This is a genomic window from Motilimonas pumila, from assembly GCF_003596335.1.
Taxonomy (GTDB): domain Bacteria; phylum Pseudomonadota; class Gammaproteobacteria; order Enterobacterales; family CBDFNC01; genus Motilimonas; species Motilimonas pumila.
The window spans coordinates 15,748-31,452 of the sequence record NZ_QZCH01000015.1 but is presented as its reverse complement, the minus strand read 5'-3'; the positions used below and the strand labels follow the sequence as shown (position 1 = coordinate 31,452).

The following is a 15,705-nucleotide window of genomic DNA, read 5'->3' as shown; positions in this document are numbered from 1 at the left end:
GGTTAATAGCCGTCTTGGTAATTGGCAATCGCATCTAAAAATGGCTCACCGTATTTGTCGAGTTTGGTATTACCTACGCCACTGATGGCCAAGAACTCGTGTTCATTGCGGGGCTGTAAATCGGCCATTTCCGCCAAAGTGGCATCACTGAAGACCACATAGGGTGGCACATCCGCGTCATCTGCAATGGCTTTTCGTAGCTTTTTCAAACGCGCAAATAAGGCTTTATCGTAATTCATAAAGGCCAGCTTGCTGCGGCCTTTGCTAGTGGTTTTACTGCTGAGCGGCTGGATCCTTGGCACGGCTAATTGTAAAGAGACTTCCCCTCTTAATAAGGGGCGTGCTGCCTCGGTGAGCTGCAACACAGAGCCTCGCGTAATATTTTGATGCAGTAAACCACAATGGATCAACTGACGTAAAATACTGAGCCAATACTCGGTGGATTGCTGCTTACCTAAACCAAAGGTCGACAGTTTGTCATGGCCGTGATCTTTTACCCTTTGATTCATCGAACCGCGCAATACTTCCACCACATAATTTAAACCAAAGTTCTGGCCGACACGATACACGCAAGATAAGGTTTTTTGGGCTTCTTCAGTGCCGTCAAAGGCTTGGGGCGGATTTAAACAAATATCACAGTTACCACACGGCTTGTCTTGGTGTTCTCCAAAGTAGTTCAGCAATACCTGGCGACGACAAGTTTGCGCTTCGGCAAATGCCGCCATAGCATTGAGCTTGTGCATCTCTACTCGCAGTTGGTCGGGGTTATTATTCTTCTCTAATAAGCCCCGCACTCGCGCAATATCGGCTGGGTCATAAAGCATCATGGCTTCCGCCTCCAAACCATCGCGCCCTGCTCGTCCCGTTTCCTGGTAATACGATTCTATATTTTTAGGTATGTCGTAGTGCACCACAAAACGTACGTTCGGTTTATTTATCCCCATGCCAAATGCAACGGTAGCAGCAACAATATCCAGCTCGTCTTTGATAAACGCATCTTGTACTTGTTGACGCTCGGATAATTCTCGCCCAGCGTGGTAATAGTCTGCTTTGTAACCTTGCAATTGTAACTTCAGCGCCACCTCTTCGGTACGCTTACGGCTGCCACAATAAATAATGCCACTTTGGCCTTTTTGTTGTTTTACATAAGCCAATAACTGACTGGTGGGCTTATATTTTTCAATCAGGTTGTAACGAATATTCGGGCGGTCGAAGCTGCTGATATTAATGTGCGGCTGAGCGAGGTTTAGGCGCGCTAAAATGTCTTGTTGGGTGGCATGATCGGCCGTCGCGGTCAAAGCAACCACTGGCACCTGTGGGTAACGACTTTTTAATTGTCCTAACATGGCGTATTCGGGCCTAAAGTCATGACCCCACTGAGAAATACAGTGAGCCTCGTCGACCGCCAATAATGCCAGCTCAATGTCAGCCAATTTGTCCATAAAATCTGGCTGCATCAAACGCTCTGGCGCCACATACAGCAGCTTTACTTCGCCATAACGAATTGCAGCCATGGTTTTCACTTGCTGCTCACGGCTCAACGTTGAATTCAAATACGCCGCCGGCACACCACATGCATTCAAAGCATCAACTTGATCTTTCATCAAAGAGATAAGGGGTGAGACCACTATGGTTAAACCCGACCGTAACAAGGCTGGAATTTGATAACACAGGCTCTTACCGCCACCGGTAGGCATAATCACTAAGCTATCACCGCCAGCAGCAAGGTGATCAATCACGGTTTGTTGACCCGGCCTAAATTGGTCGTAGCCAAACACCTGTTGTAACACAGCTTGACTTGAATCTGGCCAGGTTTGATTTTCGGCTAAAGTAAAAGCGTTCATGGGAGCTCAGTCGTAGTTTGAGCTGCGCATTTTAATCTGCTGACGCTGAATTGGCTAGGGCGGGTTACAGTTTCACGGTTAAATTATGCGCGTAGTCACTGCCGAAAAAAACTCAATACAGCCTCAACCCGCCATCAATTGCGTGCCGTTGATGGCCATAATGCCGCAGCTGCTCAGCCAGTGTCTTGCCTTGTAGAGCATTACAAGACGTTACCTATTGCCAGTAACAAAAAGCCAACAATAAAACAATAATTATATCGACAATCATTCTCAATTGCGGTTAAAATGCGCCGAATCAAATCTAATTGACAACCATTCTTAATTCCATTTATGGGGTTTTATAAGGGAATATGATGAAAAAAACGATCATCGCCATGCTTACCGCATCAGCATTTACTAGCTCAGCCGCTTGGGCTGTTGAATCGAAAGACGTAGTGAGCAACTACGCAGACATCGTACACGCTGTGTACGAAGATGCTGAGACAACTGCTAAAGCACTTGATAGCGCGATTGACGCTTTAATCAAAACCCCATCTGCTGAAACCCTTGCTGCTGCCAAAAAAGCCTGGTTAGCTGCACGAGTACCATATCAACAAAGTGAAGTATTCCGCTTTGGTAACAGCATTGTGGATGATTGGGAAGGCCAACTTAACGCATGGCCGTTAGATGAAGGCTTGATCGACTACGTTGATAGCAAGTCTTACCAGCACGAACTGGGTAACCCTGGTGCCACGGCAAACATCATCTCAAGCGCATCAATCCAAGTTGGTAACGACAAAATTGACGCCAGCAAAATCGCCCCAGAATTACTGGCAGAGCTAAACGAGCTCGGCGGCTCTGAAGCTAACGTGGCAACGGGTTATCACGCCATTGAATTCCTACTTTGGGGCCAAGACTTAAACGGCACCAATGCCGGCGCTGGCGCACGAGCTTACACAGACTACCTGCAAGGCAAAGGCTGTACCAACGACAACTGTGATCGTCGTGCTGAGTACCTAAAGTCAACATCTACTCTGCTGTTAACTGACCTTGCTGAAATGAAACAAGAATGGTCAGCCGGTCAAGACAACTACCGTGCTGAACTGACCGCGAAACCAGCAAAAGATGGGTTGCGCATTATGCTATTTGGCATGGGCTCATTATCACTTGGCGAGCTGGCCGGTGAGCGCATGAAGGTGGCTTTAGAAGCTAACTCTCCTGAAGACGAGCACGATTGTTTTTCTGACAATACCCACAACTCTCACTTCTACAACCAACAAGGCATTAACAATGTTTGGTTTGGTCAATATACTCGTGTAGACGGTTCTAAAGTATCCGGTGCCAGCTTAGAAGAGTTAGTTGCAAGCAAAGATAAAGCGGCCGCAGAAAAAGCATCAAAAGCAGTAAGCGCAGCCACCGAGCAAGTGAAAACCTTAGTGGTTTCAGCAGAGAACGGTCAAGCGTTTGACCAACTTATCGCACCAGACAACGCCAAAGGTAACGCCTTGGTGAACGAGTCTATCGTGGCACTGGTAAAACAAACCGGTGAGATTGAAAAAGCGTCAAATGTATTAGGTATTTACAACCTAAACCCTGACACAGCTGACCATGAATTTTAAGTTCTAGTCGCAAATATACCCATGCGCTAGCTAGCGGAGAAGTCACTTCTCCGCTTTTTTCGTTTTTACAGGAAGCAAATAAAAGTCGAAGCCAATGAAGAAATTTACCCATAATTGCGCCCTAATAACCCTATTATCTATAAGCTTTTTTGCGTCGGCTAACCCTGCCAAACCGGGCGGTGGCACTACCACTAGCAAGCAAGGCCACAATGCTTTCTCGATGCCGGCCAGCAACCTGGATATGCTCAAACGCATGGACTTCAGCGTCGGCAACAGCTTCTTTCGTAACCCTTGGGTCATTGCCCCCGCAACCACGGATGCCCGTGACGGTTTAGGCCCCCTTTTTAATACCAACGCTTGCCAAGGTTGCCATATCAAAGACGGTCGTGGTAAGCCAAGAGAAGAAGGCGACAGCAACGCGGTATCCATGCTGGTGCGTTTGAGTATTCCTGCCACTACGCCAGAGCAGAAAGCAACACTGGTCCAGCAAGGGGTTATCCCTGAGCCGGTTTATGGTGGCCAACTGCAAGACATGTCAATTCCAGGCGTTGCCCCAGAAGGCCAGATTAATATCAGCTACACCGAACAACTTGTCACCTTCGCCGATGGCACTGAGGTATCGTTACGGCAACCCAAGCTCACCATTGAAAAGCTGAACTATGGCCCGATGCACCCAGACGTCATGATGTCGGCACGTGTGGCTCCTGTCATGATAGGTTTAGGCTTACTTGAAACCATCAGTGAAGCCGATCTATTAGCCCATGCTGACCCCGAAGATAGCAACAAAGACGGCATTTCAGGTAAGGCAAACCGGGTTTGGAATACAGCAGAAAATAAAAGCACAATCGGACGTTTTGGTTGGAAAGCCGGACAACCAACCTTGATGCAACAAAATGCGGGCGCATTCGCCGGTGATATGGGTTTAACGTCAAGTTTTAACCTGGCAGACGATTGTACTCCAGCGCAAAAAGAATGCTTGGCAGCGCCTCATGGCGGTAAACACGAAGCCAGTGAGAAAGTGCTTAAATTTGTGGAATTTTATACTCAACATCTCGCGGTGCCGGCCCGCCGAAATATGAAAGACCCACAAGTTCAACAAGGCCAAGCGTTATTCCAACAAGCCCAGTGTCAAAGTTGTCATGTTGCCAGCTATACCACGGCGAAACGCGACGCCTTGCCAGCCTTATCAGAGCAAGTCATCTACCCTTATTCAGACTTGTTATTACATGATATGGGACCTGGCCTAGCAGATAATCGCCCTGAGTTTTTAGCCAATGGCCAAGAGTGGCGTACCCCGCCGTTGTGGGGTTTAGGTTACTTACAAGAAGTAAACGGTCACACTTTCTTGCTGCACGATGGCCGTGCCCGCAATATTATGGAAGCGATTTTGTGGCATGGTGGGGAAGCAGAAAGCGCCAAGCAAGCCGTGTTACAGTTTGATAAAGCTGAACGCGATGCGCTTATTCGCTTCTTAGAATCTTTGTAGGAGACGTGATGAAACGAATCGTACTACTGCCTTTGCTTGGGGTGAGCTTCACTGCATTAGCCAGCGAGGCAGCACCTGACGCTAGCCAAATAAGCCAGCGTCTTATCACCCTTAAGCAACAGCAAAGCCAACAGTTGGCGCAAACCAGTCGGACTCTGGCGCAGTTAACTCAACAGGTTTGCCAAGCGCCCAAACCTGCCAGCAGTAAAAAATTACAGCACGCTTGGTTACAAACCATGACGGCTTGGGTACCCTTTCAAGGCGAAAAACAAGGCCCGATACAACAGCTGGATGTAGCTTGGTCAATGCAGTTTTGGCCTGACAAGAAAAATCTCACCGGTCGCAAAGTGCAATCATTGCAGCAAGCAGATATTGCGCTTACGCCGGAAATTATTGCCCAGCGTAGCGTTGCGGTAAGAGGCTTAGGGGCCCTTGAATTACTCATTTATGAAGCGCCATTAGACGCTTCCAGTTGCCGACTCTTACAGCCTATTTCAAGCTTAGTGGCCGAAAATGCAGCAAAAATTCAACATCAATGGCAACACGACTACCAACAAGCCTTAACCGTAAGAGCGAAAGACCCACAAGCTGCTCCCATGGTCACAGGACAAACGGTGGCTGAGTTATCCCACCAGCTCAGTTTTATCAATAAAAAATTCTTTATGCCCCTTGGCAAAGGCAAGTACCCTAAGCCTTATCAAGCCGAGTCTTGGCGATCGGAAACGTCTTTATTACAGCTCAAAACCAGCTTTAGCGCATTACAGCTGTACTTTAACACCATAGTAAAGCCGTTTCTTCTGAGTAAAGATCAAGCGCCTTTGGTGGCAGACATTGAACAAGCGTTTGTCAATCTGCTGCAAAACTGGCCCCCGCAAACCAGCTTGAAAGCCATGCTAGGGGATGATAAAGGCTTGGCTCAACTGTACCGTTTGCGCATTGACATCGACCAACTCAGCTACCTGATCCAAGACGTGATGCCAGTTCAGCTGAAAATTGTGGTGGGGTTTAACGCCACCGACGGCGATTAACCTATGGCCTGGCAAAGACGTCAATTTTTGCAAGGCCTTGGCGTATTATCCTTAGGCATGGCGCTGCCTCAAACAGTATGGGCCCACACTGGGCCATTATTGCTCAGCTGCGCTCGTCAAGGTGATTCAGACTACTTAGTTGCGCACACGCTACAAGGCAAGCAAGTCAGCCAGTTTAAATTACCTCATCGAGGTCATGGTTTGGCACCAATACCCGCCAAATTTGCCACCCAACAGGTTGCCAGTTCGCTGGTCTTTGGTCGCCGTCCCGGCCGCTATATTGCTCATGTTAATTGCCTCGATGGCCAGCTTATCGATCAATATATGTACCCAGAAGATCGCCATTGCTATGGCCACGGCACGTTTGATGTGCGAGGTAACTTGTATGTATGTGAAGGGGTAAGTGCCTCCTCACAAGGTGTCATCGGCCTTTATCAATTGCAACACGGTAAGCTGAAGCGTCAAGGAGAGTGGTTGCTACCGGCGGTTGGCCCGCATGAAATTATTGTGCATCCAGACCAACGTCATTTGATCGTAGCGGTGGGCGGCATTCATACTCATGGACGTAATAAACTCAACCTTGATACGATGCAACCCGCGTTATTTTACCTTTCACTGAGCACCGGCCAAATTCGCCAAAGCGTGCACATTCCTGCCCACCAGCTCAGTATTCGCCACCTTGCTGCAACTCGCCAAGGCGACGTGGTTTTTGCATGCCAAGATCAAGCGGCGGACAACGAAATGCTTCCTTTGTTGTACCGTCATCGCTTAGGCGATACCAAGGCTGCTCCTTTACAAGCTGAGCCGGAGCAATGGCTACGCTTTGCGCAATACGTTGGCTCCGTCGCCATTTTTGAACAGCAAGTATGGGCCAGTTCGCCAAGGGGTGACTGTGTCGCTTGTTGGAACGTTCGCAGCGGCAAAATGTTGAGCCAAACCGCAATGGCCGATGCGTGTGGCCTTACCGCAAGTACCCAAGGGGTGAGTGTAAGTGCTGGCAATGGCCAACTGCGCCACCAACAAACATGGCAAACTCCCTGGCACTTCGACAATCATATGGCTCAATGGGGTTAACTAAAAGGTAAAGCGGTACTCCAACGACCATATAACTTAGTGGGATTAACGAAGAGGTAAAACGTCACTATGCCACTACCGACAGTCATATAACTCAATGGGATTAACTAAGAGGTAAAACGACACCTCGAGCACGCCTATCATCGCACCACTGAACCACAGACGGCACTACACTCTGCAACAAAATAACGGCCACCTTTCCCTTGGCTATACTGGTTCTATCATCACAGTGAATGCAAGGGACGATATGATTATCTCTAACCTGAGAATGGAACGTGATGACCAAGAATGCCGTATGGTCGCAGATATAACGTTTGAACAAACTGAAAAGCCCGATTTAAGTGTTTTCTTTGCCTTGCCTTTAGCGCAGCAATCTCTGTTAAGGCCGAGCTATGACGCTTTTTTATTTGCCGCCTGCCCCGCCGCCTTATTTTGTGGTGAACACAGGGTAGCCATTATCGGCAGCATTTGTCCTGAAGCCCTTGCTAACGTGCAAAATATGCTGTCACTATTTCAACTTTGGTACAAACACAAACAAGTGCCCACAATCGAGTACCAAAGCCTCGCCACCGAAGACATGGTTCAACCCAACCAAGCCGCATGCTTTATGTCTGGTGGCGTCGATTCAATGGCTAACTTTAGTCGCAATTACCTGAACTACAACGCAACGCACCCGCACCGGTTTCATTATGCTATTTTCATTTACGGCATGGACTTAGGTGATCCTAATCTGGCAGAGAACAAGGCGACCTTTGATCGTACCGTCACCAGCATGGCGCCTTTTCTCAAAGAGCACGAGTGCGAGTTGGTTCCCATAGCCACTAACATTCGTTCACTCGAGCCCAACTGGCGCTTTTATGTGGATTACCAATATGGTTCTTTAATGGCTAGCGTGGCCCATGCCTTATCCAACGGTATTTCTGAGTTTAATATTGCTTTAGATAACCAACTTAAGAACTACGTAGCTCGCGGCTCTCACCCTCTATTAAACAAATACTTCACCAGCAGTTACTGCCAGAGTGTAGGCGTATTTGAAGCATATACTCGGCTGGACAAATACCAGTTTATCAAGCAACTGCCCAGCACAGTGCCGCTACTAAGAGTGTGCCAGCAACCTCCCAAAGACAGCGATTACTTAAACTGTGGCGTGTGTGCAAAATGTGTGCGTACCAAGCTAGAGCTTTTGGTGAGTGGGTTATTGGAGCAAACGCAAACCTTTGCCAACAAATCTCTGGATGCAGCGCAATTAGAAGCCGTGAGTTTAGGCAGTGTATTGGAGTTTGAGTTTTATGAGTCGTTAGAGCCCGCACTGCGCCAATCTGGCCATATTGAGTTTGCCAATATTCTGCAGCGAAAACTGAAGAAACGCTGGCTATTACGCTTTAAGTACCGCTTTTTGCAATTTGATAAGTTGTACCTTAACAACCGCATTCTAAAAACTCGGTTGTGGCTTCAACCTCGACTATCGTTTTAGCTGGGCACCAAAATGAGATGAAAGACGGGTCATATCGCAGGCAAAAAAAAGGGACAATACTCTGTGAGTATTGTCCCAGGTAGTCGTAACATCTTATCCTTGATGTACTAGTGCTCCCTGCACTCCTGTGACTAATAACCTAATCCTTAGGCTTTTTCCGCTTCCCATTCCTTTGGGGAGTCCTTACTTGACCATCCTGGTCTAACAAATCATCCTGATTTGCTTTCTATCTCCATCCTGGAGGTGTCCCTTTGCTACATCCTGTAGCGGTTCCTTTTGTCATCCTGACTGCCAGACATCCTATCCGACATTGAGACCCAACATCCTGTTAGTGCCTCGTTGCTTCCTAGCGGGGTTAAATATAAGGATTTTCATTGCCGACAAAAGCGCTCACAGCAAAAAAAATATGGGTTTTCCAGTACGCCAACTCTCACCAAAACAATAAGCCATTGATTTAAAATACAAAAAAGGAAATGGCGCAAGTAAATACAACAACACAAAGCATATTTATCTTAGCAATAAAATGCAGGGAGATTACATTAGCAATGGTCAATGTCTCACACGCCATTTTAGATTCACCAAGCAAATCACACCATTTATCGCCAATATCGTTTATTTAGCGCGAAAATCTACCGTTAATCAGATAGTTATAAAAATACTTTTGTGATCTGTGTCACTCAAAACATGGTTTTGCTAACGCCGTAATAAAAGCGTGCGAGATTGTGAGACTTTTGTGACAACTGTGTGACCGCCCTGCCACAGTTTCCTTCCACACTGGGTATAAATCAAATGCCAACCTGTGATGCGTAAGGAGAACACCATGAAACTATCAACCATTAGCCTGCTATTAGGTGCCAGCATGACGAGTCAGCTAGCTTTTGCTCAGGATATTGATATTAAAGTGCAAAATCTCAGCCAAGGGTTATATTTCACCCCGCTCGTTATTGCTGCCCACAATGACAGCGGCTATTTATTTGAATTAGGCCAAAGCGCCAGTGGGGAGTTACAAGCGATGGCTGAAGGCGGTGACATCAGCGGTTTAGTCAACATCGCCAATAGCATTGGCGCCAACGTCATCGAAAACCCTGCCGCTGGCCTATTAGCGCCGGCAGCTCATACTAGCGCGAGCGTAATGACCACTGATGGCAATATGTATTTGTCGGTAAGTGCCATGATTTTACCGAGTAACGATGGCTTTGTTGGCCTAGATCGTTGGCCAATCCCTGCCGCCGCAGGTACCTACCATATTTATCTTAATGCTTACGACGCCGGCACTGAAGCCAACAATGAGTTAGTGGTCGACGGCAGTGGTGCACCAGGAGTGCTAGGCATACCAGCAGCTCCAGGCATGGATGCAGGGAGCGGTGGCTCAGGAGTTACCAGCACCGAACAAAACACCATGGTACACGTTCACCGCGGCAATTTAGGAGACGATGACTTAACTTCAGGTCACAGTGATCTAGACAATACGGTACATCGTTGGTTAAACCCGGTTGCCAAACTTACCGTAACCGTGAAGTAAGGAGGCAATATGAAAACTTATCATCCCCTCATTCAACCCGCTCTAGCACTAGCCTTTACGGGCTTGCTGCTAGGTTGTGGTTCAGACAGCAGTGACACGCCAACGCCAGTCAGCATAAGTACAACGGCTAGCTATCATATCAGTGCCACTAACCTGACCAACAGTCAGCCCTTATCGCCTTTTTTAGTCACGCTGCATCAATCTGGAGGCTTGTGGCAAGTGGGAGAAACCGCGTCCAATGCGTTAGAAATATTGGCAGAAGGTGGTGACAGCAGCGCCCTTGCAGCCAACGCAGAAGTCATGGCCAGCGTTGCAGATGGCGCACCATTAATGCCCGGAGAAAGCAGTGAGCAAGTATTGTCATATCAAGGCGAAGCACATTTATTTTCTTTTGTTGCCATGTTAGTGAATACAAATGACGCTTTCACCGGTCTTACCCAATTAGACCTTCAATCGTTAGCGGTGGGTGACAGCATTGATTTGCAGTTACCCGTATATGATGCCGGTACCGAAGCCAATACGGAGCGAGCAGGCACCATACCAGGGCCTGCCGATGGCGGTGAAGGCTATAACGGAAGCAGGGATGACAAACTCGACGTGGTGACAATGCACCCAGGGGTGGTCAGTGCAGATGATGGTTTAAGCCAATCGGTTTTACTGCAGCAACATAAGTTTGCGAACCCTGTCGTTACATTAACCATCACACGACAAGAGTAGCCAGGCACTCGCCTTGCTACCGTGAGGCGAGACCATGACAGATAGCGTATTAGTAGTAGAAGATGACTTTGATATCGCGGGGCTGATCAAGCTGCATTTACAAGAGCTGGCGTTGCAAGTAAAGCATGTTAGCCATGGCGAACAAGCGTTAGCGCAGCTGGCCAATAATCAATACAGCCTGGTCATTTTAGACCTGATGTTGCCTGACAGTTCAGGCCTCGACATTTGCGCGCAAATTCGGCGGCAACGGCCTGAGCAAGGCATTTTAATTTTGACCTCTCGAAACTCAGAAACCGATCGCGTTGTTGGGCTGGAGCTGGGCGCAGACGATTACATGTGTAAACCCTTTAGCGCCAGAGAACTGCAAGCGAGAGTTCGGTCATTATTACGCCGAGTCCACCTTCTGCAAGACCAAGCGCAAGCCTCAGCCGCAGAGCTAAATGAAGTATTACGCATGGGAGCGCTAGAAGTAGACAAAACCAAACACCGCGCGCGCTACTGCCAGCAAGCACTTGATTTAACCGCGACAGAGTTTGAGTTGTTGCATTTTTTAACCTCCAAGCCAGACCGCGTATTCTCGCGCTCGCAGCTACTTGAAGCGGTATGGGGTTATCAACATGAGTGTTATGAACACACCGTCAATTCACATGTAAATCGCTTACGTAACAAACTGGAACGCAACCCGGCCAAACCCGAAATCATTCAAACAGTGTGGGGGGTGGGTTATAAATTCAACCCAGCAGGAGTATCAGCGTGAAATTGTCTTTATTCAATCGCTTAGTGCTAGCTTTTGTGGTGACCTTTAGCTTACTGATCATGTTGTTTTATCATTGGTCAGCTTATCTTGAAAGTTCAGTGCGGCTGGAGTCAGAACAAAGCTTACACCTTAACCTTGCCAAACATCTGGCTGCCGATAACCCCTTGTTACAAGATGAAAAGTTTGCCTACCAAGACCTAAGCAATTTATTTCATACCTTGATGATGCTTGGCCCTAACTTTGAATTTTATTTCGTTGATCCAAAAGGAAAAATCTTAGCCTTTTCTGCCGACCCCGGAAAAGTGAAATCCGAATTTGTTAATCTAACTCCCATTACAGACATGATAGCGCAGCAAAAGCCACTGCCCATTTTAGGAGACGATCCGCGCCAACCGCTGCAGCAAAAAATATTCTCTGCCGCACCGGTTTACAAAAACGAGCAACTCACTGGTTACCTCTACGTCATTATTGGCAGCGAAAAAGCCGCCAACCTTATCGCGTCATTAAAAGCCAATAAACTCAGGTGGCAACACTTTTTAATACTCGCCACCATATTACTGTTTGTCGCCATTAGTATGTTATGGGTGTTTTACTTGGTGACTAAACCCGTGAAACGTCTGGCCAAAGCGTTGAGCAATATCGACCCAACACAAATTGAAATGGCCGCCCTGGCGCCTTGGCTGAGTCACTCACACCATGAAGTCAATCAACTGGGCCATAGCTTCGCCAAGTTACTGCAGCAAAACCAAGCCTTGTTAGTAGAAAACCGTCAGCAACTGCAACAACTCGCGCAAATAGATCAACAGCGCCGCGAAATGCTCGCCGGTTTATCCCATGACTTACGTACACCGCTGGCCTCACTGCAAGGCTACGTAGAAGTATTGTCACAGTCATCGTCCTCACTCTCATCGCCACAACAACAGCAATACCTTGGCATCATCGACCGCAATAGTCAGCAGCTTAAAGACTTGATAGACCAAGTGTTTGAATTGGCTTACCTCGAAGGAGGCCAAGTGCAGGTACAACAAGAGCCTTTGCTACTGTGTGAATATTTGCACGATATCAAAGCAAAAATGCAACTCAATGCGGAACGAGCGGGTGTGCAACTGCATTTACAACACCAAGGTGACGACATTTTGGTAACCACAGACGTCGCCAAGTTAGAGCGTATTTTGACTAACTTAATTGAAAACGCCATCCGCCACACCCCACAAGGCGGTGATGTATTTTTGCAAGTACGCAAAATAAACGAACAAGGTAATCAGCTCCATTCGTCCATAGCACTCAGTATTGCCGATACCGGCGTCGGCATTAGCCCAGATCAACTGCCGTATATTTTCAACGCTCGTTATCGCGGCGCCAGTGCCAAGCAAGGGGAACCCTATCGAGCAGGCTTAGGGCTCACCGTGTGCCAGAAGCTGGCGCATTTACTGGGTTCAGACATCCAAGTGAGCAGCGCACCGGGACAAGGCAGTCGGTTTATGCTGCAACTGCCAACCGCTCCCTTAACTTGCTAACGACTTCAATAAAGCCATTGATAAGCCTTGAGTTAATAGTGAAAAGCGATATTATCCATTATCGCTCTTATATTTTAACGGTGAGCGGCCCTTAACGTACTGCAAAGGTCGCTGACTGAGTTTACTCAATCATATGATTTTTAGGCTTCATACAGGGTTATTAGCGTTACTCATAAGCGCCAGTAGCTTCGCACAAACACAACTATACACTGAGTCTTTCGCGCCTTTTTCTTATCAACAAGACGGCGTAATAAAAGGCAAGGCAGTGGCTATTGTGCGTCGTATGGCTGATGAAATTCAAGAGCCATACCAAATCAAACTATGGCCCTGGATCCGCGCTTACACTAAGGTCAAAAACACCGCAAATACGGGCTTGTTCTTAGTGGCAAAAACGCCGGCAAGAGAAAAACTGTTCAAGTGGGTTGGCCCCATCATCGAAGACCACATATACCTGTGTCAGCGTGCCACAGCCTCACCTTTGCCATACATGCGCTTGGATCAACTCAGTAAGCGAGCCAATATAGCCATTACCCGTGGTTTTCCAGAGCAAGAAATCCTTCAGCGACATGGGTTTAACAATCTAAAGTTAACCAAAAACCCCCTGCACGCGTTACAATTACTGCACCGGGGCCATGCCGATTATGTGTCTTGCACACCCTACACTTTGCCACAGCTATTAAAGGCCGCGTCGTTGCCTGCTGAGTCGTTTCAATATACCTCTATGAAGGTTTATCAAGCTGAGCTGTACTTGGCTTTTAACCAGCAAACTCCTGACGCCCATGTAGAAAAATGGCAACATGCGATGTTAAAGTTGCAGCGCGAAGGCAAGCTGACCAGCTTAACTCCGGACTATATACACCTCGAAACCCCACTCGAAAACGGCCATTAGCAAGCTCAGCCGGGTTAGCAATGCTCAGTCTGAATAGTATCGTCCGTCATCATTGCAAATCATAATCTTCGCCCGCCACAATCATTTTAAAGCTGGTTAACGAACTGCCTTTATAAGAATAACTTCGACCAAAAATAAACGCCTTGGGCATAAAAGAGTATTGATAGCCATAACTGTCGCACTTAACTTGGGTACCATCGGTAAACATGATGGTCCGCTCATAGTCACAACCTTCAAAAGCGGAGTCTTCGGTGCCATCTTCATCGATAAAGCCGCTGACGGTTTTAACCGATATCAGGGTCCAGCCCTCAAAATCTTCTAGCGTATTTTCTGAAATATCTGCGTAAGAAGGCATTGATACGGTCAGTAATAAAGCCAAAGCAGCAAGCGGGTAATTCTTCACCTTGGGCACTCCTGTTTAAAAGAAAAAGTACTCTAAAACAAAGCGGTGCAGAAGTAATGTCGAAAAAATAATCAAATCAACGGATAATAGTTAAATAAATCAGCAACCCTGAATAGGCCACTGCAACAAAGCGCGCAGTATTCGCTTGATTGACACTTAAATAACACTGACGTGCAAAGACAGCAAGCCCAGCGTGCGGTCGGGAAAGCTATAACGATTTAGGCTTGGGCGGTTTAGGCTTTGAAGTGCGACCCCAATTGAATCGCGCTAGCAACATTACGGGCGGTTTGCATGACGTTGTGCTTGGCTTGCGCCAAAGTAGCGGTTAGAGGCTGCACTCGCGGAACGCAAGAAAAGGCGGCGGAGATATGCTGATACACGGGCGCTATATCGGCACCTATGGCGCCGGCTATCGCAATAACAGGAATTCCTTGCTGCTGCGCCAATTGGGTAATACCCCAAGGTGCTTTGCCTTGCAGCGTTTGCCCGTCCATTTGACCTTCGCCGGTCACCACCAAATCCGCGCCTTGTAGCACACGGGCTGCGTTTAACAGTGCGAGCATCATCTCAATACCTGACACTATGGTCACATTAAACGCCATATTCAAACCAAGCGGTGAGCCTCCCGCAGCGCCAAAACTGGGACTGTTACTCTTGTCTAATCCAGCAATGTCGGCGCAAACCTGAGCGAACTGACGTAAACCTGACTCTAACTGAATGATTTGTTGTGGACTGGCGCCTTTTTGGGGCGCAAAAACCTGGCTGGCTCCTCGTGGCCCAAGCAATGGGTTACTGACATCACAAGCCAGCACCATTTCTACTTCGCTACAGCGGGCGTGCAGCTGACTAAGATCAATGCTGGCCAGCGCAGATAAAGCGCCTCCCCCTAGCTCAAGAGGCTGGCCTTGTTTATCAAGCAGCTTTGCCCCTAAGGCTTGTAACATGCCGCTGCCACCATCAGTACTGGCAGAGCCGCCTAAGCCCAAGACGATTTTTTCAGCGCCTTGCTCAAGTGCGGCTTGAATCAGCTGACCACAGCCATAAGTATGGGCAACTAAAGGCTGCCGCCGAGCAAGAGGAAGTTGCGCCAACCCCGCGGCCCTTGCCAATTCAATGTAAGCCGTCGCTTTTGCTTGCTGGCGATGAGCAGGCAGCCATAACCAGGAGGCAGTGACAGGCTCGCCAATAGCATTTAGCACGACCGAACTTTTTTCTTCACCAGACAAACATTGCTGCAGCACCGTCAATGTGCCTTCGCCGCCGTCAGCTAAAGGCAACAAATGATATTCGGCATCAGGAAAGCAATAGCGAAAGCCCTGTTCCATCGCTTGCGCAGCTTCAAGTGCTGACAAACTGTGTTTAAATGAGTCTGGCGCAATCACTATCTTCAATTACA

Annotated in this window: 13 protein-coding genes; 10 read left to right on the top strand and 3 right to left on the bottom strand. The window is 47.9% G+C overall.

Annotated features, from left to right (window positions below; genetic code table 11):
• Window positions 1-2 precede the first annotated feature (2 nt).
• Window positions 3-1,844: a DNA helicase RecQ gene (gene recQ, locus D1Z90_RS12155; RefSeq protein ID WP_119911040.1), complete on the bottom strand. Its 1,842-nt coding sequence runs from the start codon at window positions 1,842-1,844 to the stop codon at window positions 3-5.
• Window positions 1,845-2,197: 353 nt separating this feature from the next.
• On the opposite strand from recQ, the gene D1Z90_RS12150 reads away from it, so the two are divergent.
• The 10 genes from D1Z90_RS12150 (at window position 2,198) to D1Z90_RS12105 (ending at window position 13,906) form a co-directional block, all read left to right on the top strand.
• On the top strand, window positions 2,198-3,442 hold the full coding sequence (locus D1Z90_RS12150) for an imelysin family protein (RefSeq protein WP_232525253.1): 1,245 nt from the start codon (window positions 2,198-2,200) through the stop codon (window positions 3,440-3,442).
• A 94-nt stretch (window positions 3,443-3,536) separates the two neighbouring features.
• Complete coding sequence (locus tag D1Z90_RS12145; RefSeq protein ID WP_119911038.1) at window positions 3,537-4,928, top strand: di-heme oxidoreductase family protein; 1,392 nt, start codon at window positions 3,537-3,539, stop codon at window positions 4,926-4,928.
• An 8-nt stretch (window positions 4,929-4,936) separates the two neighbouring features.
• On the top strand, window positions 4,937-5,956 hold the full coding sequence (locus D1Z90_RS12140; protein ID WP_119911037.1) for an imelysin family protein: 1,020 nt from the start codon (window positions 4,937-4,939) through the stop codon (window positions 5,954-5,956).
• 3 nt (window positions 5,957-5,959) lie between these two features.
• Window positions 5,960-7,030: a DUF1513 domain-containing protein gene (locus tag D1Z90_RS12135; protein WP_119911036.1), complete on the top strand. Its 1,071-nt coding sequence runs from the start codon at window positions 5,960-5,962 to the stop codon at window positions 7,028-7,030.
• Window positions 7,031-7,277: 247 nt separating this feature from the next.
• Window positions 7,278-8,504: a hypothetical protein gene (locus D1Z90_RS12130; RefSeq protein WP_147378762.1), complete on the top strand. Its 1,227-nt coding sequence runs from the start codon at window positions 7,278-7,280 to the stop codon at window positions 8,502-8,504.
• Between the two features lie 820 nt (window positions 8,505-9,324).
• A complete protein-coding gene (locus tag D1Z90_RS12125) occupies window positions 9,325-10,026 on the top strand; it encodes a spondin domain-containing protein (protein WP_119911034.1) in 702 nt (233 codons plus the stop codon).
• A 9-nt stretch (window positions 10,027-10,035) separates the two neighbouring features.
• Window positions 10,036-10,743 carry a spondin domain-containing protein gene (locus D1Z90_RS12120; protein WP_119911033.1) on the top strand — a complete coding sequence of 236 codons (708 nt, stop codon included), beginning with the start codon at window positions 10,036-10,038 and terminating at the stop codon, window positions 10,741-10,743.
• Window positions 10,744-10,777: 34 nt separating this feature from the next.
• Window positions 10,778-11,500, top strand: a complete 723-nt coding sequence (locus D1Z90_RS12115) for a winged helix-turn-helix domain-containing protein (RefSeq protein WP_119911032.1) — start codon at window positions 10,778-10,780, stop codon at window positions 11,498-11,500.
• Window positions 11,497-13,017: a sensor histidine kinase gene (locus tag D1Z90_RS12110; protein ID WP_119911031.1), complete on the top strand. Its 1,521-nt coding sequence runs from the start codon at window positions 11,497-11,499 to the stop codon at window positions 13,015-13,017. Before D1Z90_RS12115 ends, D1Z90_RS12110 begins: the two co-directional genes overlap by 4 nt.
• A gap of 133 nt (window positions 13,018-13,150) precedes the next feature.
• Window positions 13,151-13,906, top strand: coding sequence for a substrate-binding periplasmic protein (locus tag D1Z90_RS12105; protein WP_119911030.1), 756 nt, complete (start codon window positions 13,151-13,153; stop codon window positions 13,904-13,906).
• 49 nt (window positions 13,907-13,955) lie between these two features.
• Here the strand turns inward: D1Z90_RS12105 and D1Z90_RS12100 are convergent, their stop codons facing one another.
• Both D1Z90_RS12100 and D1Z90_RS12095 read right to left on the bottom strand, forming a co-directional pair.
• A complete protein-coding gene (locus D1Z90_RS12100; RefSeq protein WP_198419156.1) occupies window positions 13,956-14,309 on the bottom strand; it encodes a hypothetical protein in 354 nt (117 codons plus the stop codon).
• 233 nt (window positions 14,310-14,542) lie between these two features.
• A complete protein-coding gene (locus D1Z90_RS12095) occupies window positions 14,543-15,691 on the bottom strand; it encodes a glycerate kinase (protein WP_232525256.1) in 1,149 nt (382 codons plus the stop codon).
• Window positions 15,692-15,705: the final 14 nt, after the last annotated feature.